This window comes from Micromonospora sp. NPDC003944 (assembly GCF_053605225.1).
On record NZ_JBSGIV010000014.1, the window covers coordinates 113716 to 125134 of the forward strand.

The 11419-nt window shown below is 69.7% G+C and carries 10 protein-coding genes; 6 read left to right on the forward strand and 4 right to left on the reverse strand.

From position 1 onward, the window contains the following. The 4 genes from ACWER9_RS09920 to ACWER9_RS09935 all read right to left on the reverse strand — a co-directional run bounded on the left by ACWER9_RS09920 (position 1) and on the right by ACWER9_RS09935 (position 3636). Positions 1-1782 carry an asparagine synthase-related protein gene (locus ACWER9_RS09920; RefSeq protein WP_452301458.1) on the reverse strand — a complete coding sequence of 594 codons (1782 nt, stop codon included), beginning with the start codon at positions 1780-1782 and terminating at the stop codon, positions 1-3. Between the two features lie 153 nt (positions 1783-1935). Continuing rightward, positions 1936-2061 carry a lasso RiPP family leader peptide-containing protein gene (locus ACWER9_RS09925; RefSeq protein WP_452301459.1) on the reverse strand — a complete coding sequence of 42 codons (126 nt, stop codon included), beginning with the start codon at positions 2059-2061 and terminating at the stop codon, positions 1936-1938. 289 nt (positions 2062-2350) lie between these two features. Continuing rightward, positions 2351-2806 (reverse strand): hypothetical protein, encoded by a 456-nt coding sequence (locus ACWER9_RS09930; protein WP_452301460.1) that lies wholly within the window; start codon positions 2804-2806, stop codon positions 2351-2353. Between the two features lie 122 nt (positions 2807-2928). Beyond that, complete coding sequence (locus tag ACWER9_RS09935; RefSeq protein WP_452301461.1) at positions 2929-3636, reverse strand: SDR family oxidoreductase; 708 nt, start codon at positions 3634-3636, stop codon at positions 2929-2931. A gap of 107 nt (positions 3637-3743) precedes the next feature. Here ACWER9_RS09935 and ACWER9_RS09940 point away from each other — a divergent pair, with 107 nt between their 5' ends. From ACWER9_RS09940 to ACWER9_RS09965, 6 genes are all read left to right on the forward strand, one after another. Next, on the forward strand, positions 3744-4598 hold the full coding sequence (locus ACWER9_RS09940) for a helix-turn-helix domain-containing protein (protein WP_452301462.1): 855 nt from the start codon (positions 3744-3746) through the stop codon (positions 4596-4598). Positions 4599-4661: 63 nt separating this feature from the next. Further along, positions 4662-5606, forward strand: a complete 945-nt coding sequence (locus ACWER9_RS09945) for an NADP-dependent oxidoreductase (protein ID WP_452301463.1) — start codon at positions 4662-4664, stop codon at positions 5604-5606. 105 nt (positions 5607-5711) lie between these two features. Beyond that, on the forward strand, positions 5712-5957 hold the full coding sequence (locus ACWER9_RS09950; RefSeq protein ID WP_452301464.1) for a hypothetical protein: 246 nt from the start codon (positions 5712-5714) through the stop codon (positions 5955-5957). Further along, a complete protein-coding gene (locus ACWER9_RS09955) occupies positions 5957-6142 on the forward strand; it encodes a hypothetical protein (RefSeq protein ID WP_452301465.1) in 186 nt (61 codons plus the stop codon). The genes ACWER9_RS09950 and ACWER9_RS09955 overlap by 1 nt, the downstream gene beginning before the upstream one ends. Before the next feature lie 200 nt (positions 6143-6342). After that, a complete protein-coding gene (locus ACWER9_RS09960) occupies positions 6343-7620 on the forward strand; it encodes a hypothetical protein (RefSeq protein WP_452301466.1) in 1278 nt (425 codons plus the stop codon). Positions 7621-7881: 261 nt separating this feature from the next. Continuing rightward, positions 7882-11382 (forward strand): phosphatidylinositol-specific phospholipase C domain-containing protein, encoded by a 3501-nt coding sequence (locus tag ACWER9_RS09965; RefSeq protein ID WP_452301467.1) that lies wholly within the window; start codon positions 7882-7884, stop codon positions 11380-11382. Positions 11383-11419: the final 37 nt, after the last annotated feature.

Below are 11419 nucleotides of genomic sequence, written 5' to 3' on the forward strand. Positions count from 1 at the left end.
TCAGGCGGCTCGGGCCACGTCGCGAAGCCATGCCTCGCAGGACAGGGTCCGTTCGAACGGGATCAGTGGCTTTGCGCTCGGCAGGACGCCGAAGACGTCGGCGCGCAGCCGATCGGCGTCGATGAGACCCATCCGGGCCAGTTCGGCGTCGTCGAAGAGCGTGAGCAGATCGCCGCGGTGCCGACGCAGCCCGGCGAACTGTTCGGCGCTGTAGTCGCCCTTGGTCCGCCGGTCGAGCAACCCGTTGGGGATGATGCCCCGCATCGCCTCGCCGAGCACCGGCTTGAACCGGCCGCCGACCATCCGGTCGGCGAAGCGTACCGACAGCGCCGCGTTCAGCACCTGGTCATCGAGGTACGGGTTCTCGAGTGTGACGCCGGCACGTTCGGCGACCCGCGAACTGCGCCGTGCAGCCGCCCCGTTGAACTGGGTGATCCGGATCATCTCGTGCTGCGCGGGTGGGGTGGCCTCCGGTCGGGGTCGGCTCGCGGCCATGTCCCGGTAGAGGCGTCGCGCGACATCCGCGGCGTCCGCGGTGATCCACGGCGGGAGGGTCGTGGCGATCTCCCAGTTCGCGTGCGTCATCTGATGGGGCGGCGCGGTCAGCAGCCGGCCGCTGCGCGCCAACCACCGGTGGTAGGGCACGCCGGAGAGGAGAAAACGGGTTGTCGTGGCGACCGACCAGCGGCGCATCGCCTTGGTGGTCAGGATCTGCCGTGCGGCGGCGGTGGGATGGCGCCGAGCCAGATCGTGCAGGGTCAACGTGCTGGCGGAGAAGAGTTCGTCGCCGCCGATCCCCTGGAGGTGACGCCGGGAGCCGTAGGCCCCGACGTGCGCCGCAATGAACCCGGCCAGTGCCCGTGTACGGACGAACGGGAACGGTCCTTCGATGTCGTCATCCTCGGTGACCTCGTACCAGGAGGGCGCCGCGTCGCCCGGGACCACCAGATGCTTGCCCGGCAGTAGTTCCTCGCACCACCCCGCCCACCGCTCGTCCTCGTTCGACTCGTCCAACGGCGCGAAGCGGAACGTCGTCGGGTCGACCCCGGTGGCGGCGGCGGCGAAGCAGAGGCTTGTCGAGTCCAGACCGCCGGAGAGATCAGCGCTGAGCGACCCGTCGTCGCGCGGGACGCGTGCGGCGACGGCCGCGACAAGTGCGGTCCGCACGGCTTGCGCACCGTCGGCAAGTGACAGCTCCGGCTCCGGCGGCGTCCACCATCGACGGCATCGCGCGACCGGTTCACCGCCGTGCAGGACGACGAAACGTCCGCCCGGGACCTGTTCGACGCCCTGCCAGACACATCGCTCCCGCAGCGGCCACGGCGGCCCGAAGGGTGCGACGAGTTGCAGCACGACGGCTTCATGGTCGATGCCGGCGCCGGTCAGGACGGCGATCGTGTCGGCGCGGTCGGCCGCGACCGCGACCCGGTCGACCGTCCCGGTGAAGAGTTGGTAGCGGTTGGACAGATTGCCCTGTGCCCGGGTGACCCCGCCGACCGACGCGATGAGGTGATAGCAGCCCGGCACACTCCTTGCGACCGAGTCCAGGTCGGCGACGCCTCGGACGGCGTCGAGGCGCCTAGTGAGGCTCTCGCTGGTCTCGGCGGTCCGGCCCAGGAGCGCCAGGGCACGGTCACCGGCACGGGCCACGACGATGTCGTCGTGCTCCCAGTCTCCGACGATCCACGGCCGTCCGGACGGATGCCGGATCGTCTGTTCGCCGCCATGGCGCCGAGCCAGGGCCGCCGACGACTCGTGGTCGGAAAGGATGATGAACCGCATGTCCGTTCCCTTCGGCGAGTTCCGTCTGGACGCATGACGCCGGGGTGGTCAGCCCTGGTGCAGTTGGCCGACCACCCCGGCGCGTGGATGCGGTGTTCGACGTGCGTCAGGTGATGCGCGTCAGTCGTCCACCGGTAGGTAGGTCGATTCGACTCAGAGGTCCCACCATCCGCCCCACAGGTCGGACCACTCGCCGGCGTTGGTGATGCGGGTGAGTTCGGTGAAGTCGCCGACCTCGACCAGCGCGGGGGCCTCGTAGGCCATCGTCTTCTCGTTCATGCTGTTCACCTCGTAATCGGTGAATTGAGGCGATCCTTGTGACTGCCTCGCTGACACCCATCAGATATCCGTGGGTGCTGACCGGCAATCGCGCCGTCGCGTCCGGGACAGCCGCGCGGCGGTTCACCAGCGGCGGTACGGCTGTCCCGGACAAGGGCCCGGACAGGACAGCGGATCGAGCAACCATCCCGCTCACCCGCAGCCAGGGTGCCCACCTGTCAGGGGCGGCGCCTCCCGTTGTGCGGCGTGACAATGACAGGAGTCGACCAGGACGCAGGTTTGCGATTGTTCACGAAGACGCCGGCACGCCCTTCGCTGAATAGTTCCTCACCATGTTTCTCATTCCCCTGCCACTTCGGGGGAACGATTCGTAGGAGCGGAAGATGCTCAGACGTCGCGTGTTCGGCATCGGGCTCGCCGCACTGCTGGCGGTCTCCACCACATCGCGCAGCATCAGTGCGGTATGCGTGCTGAGCGCCTGCCGCTGCGACGCCAGCGAGAGCCGATCCTCGCCCCGTCGTCGGCCGACGTTACCGATGGCCGCCAGGTCGTCCTCGTCGAGCGGCGTGTCGTCCCGTACGCGCTCCAGACTCACCCGCCGGATGAAACGCGCGAAGTCGAGCATGTGCGTGAGCTGCTCCGGCGCCGGCGACGCGTACTCGGGCACCTCTCGCTGGTAGGCGTCGACGGCGCGCGGGGCATTGACGTCGATCCGTTGTCGGAGCGCCACGATCAGGTCCGGCACGACACCTCCTGCAAGGGACGGCGAACGTATTCCGATCGATGTTCGCCGATCCTATGGTCGGACCTCGACGCAAACGGTGACGTGGCGACCGCGGTCCACGCGGAGGCGTGGTGCTGGCGAGATCACCCGAAGAGGTTGCCGGTGATGTCGGCGTAGAAGAGGGAGGGGTCGCGGGAGAGGGAGGCCTTGACCCTGGCGGTGGGCTCGTCGGCGATGACTTCGATCTTGCCCGCTTCCAGTCCGTCGAGAGCCTGGGTGACCACCTCGTGAGGCGGGAGCTTGGGGATGTCGATGCCCGCCATCATGTCCGTGTCGGCGATCGCCAGCGCCAGGGCGGTGACCAGGGTCTTCTGGTCGGCCAACTCGAGGCGGATACCGTTCGTCAGGGACCACTCGGCGGCCTTGGAGGCGGCGTAGCCGTTGCTGCCGGGGGCGAAGGTGTACCAGCTCAGCGCCGAGATGACGTTCAGAATGGCGCCACCGGCCAGCCTCGGCGCGAAGGCGCGGGTGACGTTGAGGGTGCCCCAGAAGTTGGTGTCGAAGTCGCGGCGGATGTTCTCCGTCGAGGGACCGAGCAGCGGGGCTTCCGTGGAGGTGCCGGCGTTGTTGACGAGGATGTCGAGGTCGCCCACCTTGCCGGCCGCGGCCTCGATGGACGCTGGATCCGTGATGTCCAACTGGAGTGCTGTCGCACCGGGGATGTCGATGCTCTCCAGGCGACGCGCGGTCGCGTAGACGGTGGCGCCGCGGGCGAGGAGTGCCTCGGCGAAGGCCTTGCCGAGTCCGCGGTTGGCGCCGGTCACGAGAGCTGTTGAGCCGTTGATCTGCATGCCGACAACGCTAGAACCTCACGTTGATGTGAGGGGCAAGTGCTGCGAGGTGGATCACGGCCGCCCGAGCGGGAGGGGCGCACTGCTCGGCCGGGCACACTTGGGTCGTGGAACGGGACGAGTTCGGCGCTGCGGTGCGCCAGCTGCGGGAGCGTACGGCGCCGACGACTGTCGGGCTGCCGGTCGGGCGTCGGCGGGTGCAAGGGCTTCGGCGGGAGGAACTCGGCGAGCTCGCGGGCATGTCCGCGGACTACGTACGCCGGTTGGAGCAGGGGCGCAGCCACCCGTCGGTCGGCGTGGTGAATGCCATCGCTCGCGCGTTACGGGTCGAGCGGGCCGACTACGAGCGGCTCTGCGCGCTGGCCGGGTACGCCGCCGCGGACGGCCGGGTGCCGAACGAGGTCGGCCCGGGGGCGATGCGGCTGCTGGAGCGGTTCACCGACACCCCGATGTTCGTCTCCGACGCGGCGATGAACCTGGTCGCGGTGAACAGCGCGTTCCTGGCCCTGGGGCACTGGAACCTCACCGGGGAACCCTGGGAGTGGAACGTCGCCTGGCGGACGTTCTGCGCTCCGTTCGACGGCTTCCAGCAGTCCACGGCTGACGCGACAGATCATCAGGCGGTTCTCGTCCTCCGTCTGCAGGCCGCGGTGCTGCGGTACCCCGCCGACGTGTCCTTGGCCGCGCTGGTGGAGGAGATGCGGACCCGAAGCCGCCTGTTCGACACCCTGTGGCGCGCGCCACGACCGGTGACCGCCTACGAGAGCAGTGCCGCGTTCGTCCATCCGGACGGGACCGCTGTCACGCTCGTCGGCAGCCTGCTCGCCATCCCGGGCGACGACCTGGGGGCTCTGCTGCTCACCGCGGCGCCGGGGTCGGCCGACGCGGCGCGTCTGGCCGAGATCGTCGTCGACGCAGGCCCACCCGCCATCATCAAGGTGGGCCAAGCCGGCCCAGGATAACCGTGCCGGATCCTGCCAGATTGAGTTCGCCAAGACGGCGCTCTCACGGAAGCAGGTTCAGCGATGAAGGCAGTGCGTTTTCACGAGTACGGCGGCCCCGAGGTTCTGCGTTACGAGGACGTCGAGCAGCCCACCCCCGGCGTCGGGCAGGTGCGCATCCGTGTCGCCGCGACGTCCTTCAACGGTGTCGACGGCAACATCCGTGCGGGTTTCATGCAGGGTCCCATCCCGGTCGAGCTGCCGCACACCCCCGGTATCGACGTCGCCGGCACTGTCGACGCGCTCGGCGACGACGTGGACGAGGTCGCAGTCGGTGACGAGGTCATCGGTTTCCTGCCGATGACCGGGGTGGGGGCGGCCGCCGAGTACGTCATCGCGCCCGCGGAGATCTTGACGGGGGCGCCCAGGAACGTGCCGCTGGCCGACGCGGCGGCGCTCCCGCTGGTGGGGCTGACCGCGTGGCAGGCGCTGTTCGAGCACGGCAAGCTGACCGCCGGCCAACGAGTGCTGATCAACGGCGCCAGCGGTGCAGTCGGCGGGTACGCGGTGCAGCTGGCCAAGGAGATCGGGGCCCAGGTGCTGGCCACGGCCGGCCCCAGCAGCGCCGAGCGTGTCAAGGCCGCCGGTGCCGACCAGGTGATCGACCACACCACCACCGACGTGACCGGGGCGGTGACCGAACCGGTCGACCTCGTCCTCAACCTCGCGCCGGTCACCCCGGAGCAGCTGGCCGCGCTTGTGCCACTGATCCGTGACGGCGGCGCCCTGGTCAACACCACAGTCTGGATGCCCGCCCCCTCCGACGAAGAACGCAATGTACGCGGCATCGACCTCTTCGTCCGCAGCGATGCCGACCAGCTCGCCGACCTGGCCGCGCGTGTCAGCACCGGTGAGCTGCGGATCCAGGTCGCTCAGCGAGTGGCGCTTGCCGACCTGGCCGCCCTGCACGCCCAGGCCGGCGCGGGTGAGCTGCCGGGTAAGACCATCATCGTCCCGCCCGCAGCCTGACGCCGTCCCCGCTGTCCGGGCCGCACCCGGGATCGCGATCGCCACGACTGCGAAGAATCACCGGGCCCGGACACCACGGTCGATGTCGCCGACCTGGACCCCGCCGTGCTACGCGACTGGATCGGCCTGGTGTCGCAGGAGACGCACGTCTTCACGGGCACCCTGCGCGACAATCTCACCTACGCCGGGCCGGACGCCGACGACGAACGCCTCCGCAGCGCTCCGCCCACGGTCGGCGCGAGCGACCGGGCGTCACGCGACGTCCTGGACAGGGCAGCCGGCCCGATGCCACCCGCACCGGCGCAGCATCTCGCGCTGGCCCGGCTGCTCCTGCGCGACCCAGGTTCGTGATGTACGCCTGCCGCAACTACGCGTTGTTCAACTGGAACGGCTGGGGGTCCGTCTACAACAACCAGACTCCGAGCTACTGGGCCTATCTACTGGACCAGAACGGCAACGAAGCCCACGGCTTCGTCGACGGAGCCGGCGCGAGCTGGGTGGAGTTCGACCCGTACCGGTACGCCAAGCCCTGCTAGTGCTCTGATCAGGTCCAGGGTGCGGGTCAGCCTGCCGTTCGTACGGCGGGCCGACCCATCGCCTTGAGTGCGGGCAGAGGGGTCGGGGCGCTTCGCGTACCCGCTTCCGGCGAGCGGTGCCGCCGAGTCGATGGCACGATGCTCTGGATCAACCACGTTCATCGATCGAGGGGGCGACGATGCACCGAGCAGACCGAGCAGTGGCCAGACGGCGCGCGCGACAGCTCACCGCCGCCGTGGTCGGCGCGATGGCCGCCGTGGCGGTCATCCCGGCACCGGCGTGGGCGGCCACCTGGTCCCCGACCCAGGTCGTGTCGGAGGCCGGTTGGAGCGGGCAGGACCAGCCCTTCGTCGCGGTCGACCGGCAGGGTGACGCACTGCTCGCTTGGGCTGGCTGCGACAGCGCCGCGAGCGGCTGCTACGACCAGGTGAAGGCGCAGACCGTGTCGGTCGACGGCGTGCTCGGGCCGGTCCAGACCCTGTCGCCGCTCGGCGCGTCCGCGTCCTGGCCCAAGGTCGCGTCCGACGACGACGGCGACTCCGCGGTGGTGTGGACACAGGACGGTCTCGTGGCGGGCCGGCGGGTGTCCGCCACCGGCGACCTGGGGCCGCTACAGATGATCGCAACGTGGCACGGGGTCAGTCCGGCCGTCGCGGTCGACCCCTCGGGTCTGGCGCTTGTCACCTGGACGGAGATCCGCGACGGCGCGTACACGACGAAGGCCCGCTACTTCGGCGCGGACAGCTCGCTCGGCCCGGAGCTGACCCTGGGCGTCGGCGTCGACCAGCCGGTCGTGGCCGTCGACCGCACCGGGACCGCCGTCGTCGCCTGGACGGAGAGCTACGAGCGGGTCGTCGCGCGCCGGGTCCGCCCGGAGGGCGTCGCACCGCTGCGCGTCATCGCCGGGACGGCCACCGATATCAGGTACGCGAGCGTCTCCCTCGCTCTGGACCGGGACGGAGACGCGGTGATCAGCTACCGCTGGGTGAAAGAAGGTGAACTGCCTCGCCTGCGGGTGCGGCACTACCGCCACACCGACACGTTGGGCAGCGTCATCAGCGTGTCGCCGGCCGCCCACGAGCTGACGCTCTTCGACGAACTCGCCGGCGACCTCGACGGTGACGCGGTGCTGACCTGGGGCCGCTGGACCTCCGACGGCAGGCAGGTCTTCGCCCGCTCGATCTCCAGCACCGGCGCCCTCGGCCCGGTCACCCGGCTCGGCGCCGGCGACTGGCCGAAGCTCACCCTGGACGACGACGGCGACGGCCTCGTCACCTGGCAGGCACCCAGCCCGGACTTCTCCACAAGCCAGGTGCACGCCCGGACGATCGGGTCGGACGGCGTGTTCGGGGCGCCCGAGATCCTCGCCCCGGACGGGCGCTACGCGCAGCCGGCGTCCAGCCCGACGGGTCGATTCTCGGTGATCTGGCAGAAGGGGTCCTACCCGAGCGACATCCGCGCCCGCTTCGGTGGGTAGGCGAGCTGACGCGCCACCTGCACCGCTCCGGCCGTACGGCGCGGGCGAGTAAGAAGACCAGTCGTCATTTGACAGATGTCTCGACGCGGCGCGGTGCCAAGACTTCAGGCAGTTCCATCGATGCGTGGTCGTGCGCGCGATCACGCCTGCCGGAGGTCTGCCATGTCGACGACACACTCAGCATCCGCCCCACCGGGTTCGGCGAAGAGGCCGAACCTCAGGTGGTCGCGGCGCACACGGCCGCCACGGCTGGTCGTCGCGTTGCTCGCCACCACCCTGGTCGCGACGACCGCGACAGCCGTCGCCGGACCGGCCGCACCGGCCTTCGCCAACGACCACTACGGCACCATCGAATCAGCCTCCGAAGCGAACCGGGACTGGATGTCCCGGGTGTCGGACGACGCCAGCCTGGCCGACCTATCGATTCCCGGCACCCACGACACCCTCGCGCTCTGCGGCCAGTCGGCGGGTAACGGCGACTGCGAGTTCATCTCGACGAGCCTCACCCAGACGCAGGAACGCCACGGCTACAGCGCCGAGACCCTTGCCACCCAACTGGACGCCGGCATCCGGTCGATCGACATCCGGGTCCGGGTGGACAAGGGTGACGCCGGACTGACGTTCACCGTCCACCACGGGGTCTACTACCAGTGGGCCAACTTCACCGACGTGCTCACGAAGATCGAGACCTTTCTGCGGGCGAACCCGACCGAGACGCTGCTGCTGAACCTCAAGGCCGAGTGCCTGGGCAGCGGAGCGAGTTGTGCCGACGCGCAGGGCTACGACAGCACCGAGTGGCGCCGGAAGGTCTTCGACTCGTACCTCACCGGCCGCTACCACACCGGCAACGGTGACGAGACCAGGCAGGGCAGGGCCTGGGGAAGCCTGTTCTGGAGCAACTCCGTCAACGGTGTCGAACAGACGACCACGCCGACCCTCGGCGCCGTACGCGGGAAGATCGTCCTGCTCGGGTTCCGCGGACCGGCCGGCGGCATCTACGGCGGCTACGGCATCGGGCAGCTCTACCCGGCCGGCGGCTCCTACGAGGGTTACGCGCAGGACGACTACAGCGTTCCCCAGGTCAGCGACATCGACGACAAGTGGGAGAAGGTCCGGGCGCACCTGCGCAAGACCAACGGGGTGTGGGACGCCAACCGTGGCGAGCAGACCCGGCACGACCACGAGCCGGGCTCGCTCTACCTGAACTACACCAGCGGCACGGGGGACTGGGCCCACCCGTACACGGTCGCCGGTGGCACCCCGACGGCGACCGGGGTCAACGAGTTCCTCATCCAGTGCCTGCGGGCCAGCAACGACAGGTGCCCGGAGTTCTACCCGAACCGGGCGGGCAACTTCGGTGGACGCCAGACCATGGACCGGCTCGGCATCGTGATGATGGACTTCCCGGGCGGAAAGCTGATCGACGAGATCGTCACCCGCAATCCCGCCGGTCGGGCCGGCGGCAGCCGCAACGGCGGGGCCGGCGACCCGATGGAGCAGCATGCCGGCGGTGACAACGGAGGCACCCGGCCGGTGGTGCCGACCGACCACGCGCAGTGCCGCCCGGACGGCATGATCCCGACCGCCGGCACCAGCACCCCCTACTGCCGGGTCTACCAGGGCGACGGCCGGGAGTGGCTCGGCCAGGGCCGGAGCCGCCGGGTGATCGGCTACTTCAACGGCAGCCGCACCGGGGCCGACGGCAAGCCCTACTACCTGGTCAAGAACATGCCGTGGTCCCGGCTGACGCACATCAACTACGCGTTCGCCCGGGTCGAGAACAACCGGATCTCGGTCGGTGCGGACGGCCCGAACAACCCGGCCACCGGTATGACCTGGTCCGTCCCCGGCACGGAGATGGACCAGAGCCTGCCGTACCGGGGGCACTTCAACCTGCTGACCACCTACAAGCGTCTGCACCCCCGGGTGAAGACGCTGATCTCGGTGGGCGGCTGGGCGGAGAGCCGCGGCTTCTACGGCATGACCACCAACGCCGACGGTACGACCAACCAGGCCGGCATCAACACCTTCTCCGACTCGGTCGTCGACTTCCTCGGCCGGTACGGCTTCGACGGCGTCGACATCGACTTCGAGTACCCGACGGTGCTGGACGACACCGGCAACCCGAACGACTGGGGCGATGCGCGGCCCCGCCGCAAGGGACTGCCGACCTCGTACACGGCCCTGATGAAGACGCTGCGCGAGAAGCTGGACCGGGCGTCCGCGACCAACGGTCGCTACTACCTCCTCACCTCCGCCACGTCGGCCTCCGGCTATCTCGTGCGGGGCATGGAGAACCAGAAGGCGCTGCGCTACCAGGACTACACAAACCTCATGGCGTACGACTACCACGGCTCCTGGAACGACGTGGTCGGCCCGAACGCCGCCCTGCACGACGACGGCAAGGACCCGGAGCTGAGCGACCTGTACTCCACACCGGAATACCAGAAGATCGGCTACTTCAACACCGACTGGGCCTTCCACCACCTGCGCGGCGCCATGCAGGCCGGACGCATCAACATCGGCATCCCGTACTACAGCCGGGGCTGGCGCAACGTCACCGGCGGCAGCAACGGCATGTGGGGCAGATCCGTCGGCAGCACCTGCCAGCCGGGCACCGGCCTGGTCCGTCCCTGCGGCGACGGCGCGGTCGGCATCGACAACATCTGGCACGACCGCGACGCCAACGGTCGGGAGGTCGGTGCGGGGGTCAACCCGATGTGGCATGCCAAGAACCTGGAACGCGACCTCACCCCCCGCTACGCCAACGCGGTAGGCCTCGCCCCGGACAGCGACCCGAACGACCGGCGCACCGGCACGTACGACCGGCACTGGGACGCGACCACCCGCACCGCCTGGCTGTGGAACCCGGAGAAGAAGACCTACCTCTCCATCCAGGACACCGAGGGGCTGGACCACGTCGTGGACTACGTCAACCGCAAGGGCGCGGGTGGCGTGATGATGTGGGAACTCTCCGGTGACTACGAGTGCCCGGCCGAGGCGACCCCGGACAACCCCTGCGTGATGGGCTACACCCTGACCAACCGGCTGCACGATCGGCTCCAGGGCGCCGCCGCGTACGGCGACAACCGCAGCGCCGGCAGTTCGGTGCAGCGTCCGGCACTGGCCCTCGACGTGACAGTCGACCTGATCCGCTACCCGACCGACACGGCGAGTCTGTGGCCGCTGACCCCGACCGTCCGGATCAGCAACACCACCGGGGTGACCATCGGTGGCGGCATGGACAACGTCATCTCCTTCGACCTGCCGACCTCGACGCCCCCGCTGATCAAGGACGGCAACTGGCAGACCGGCGCCCAGGGCGGCAGGTGGCAGGTGCAGGCCGGGCACACCGGCCCGAATGTCGGCACCGGGCTCTCCGGTGCCTTCCACCGGGTCAGCCTCACCCTGGACTACTGCCAGATCATCCCGGCCGGACAGAGCCTGGACGTGCCGATCATCTACTACATCCCGGCGACCGGGCCGGTGAACACCACACTCAAGCTGGGCGGCACCACGTTCTCCTCGGTGCCGGAGCAGAACCGGGGTGCCGCGAGGGTGATCCCGGCGACCGGCGGATGCTCGGCGCCGGCCTGGGACGCCGGCAAGGTCTACAACCCGGCGACCCAGTCGGTGGAGAACATCACCGTGAAGTACGCCGGCAAGGTCTGGCAGGCCAAGTGGTGGACCCAGGGCAACGTGCCCGGCACCGGGGCCAACTCGGACCTGGAACCCTGGCGGCTCATCGGCCCGGCCAGCTGACGCGCCGGCGGCGGCATCCGGGTCCGGCCCGGATGCC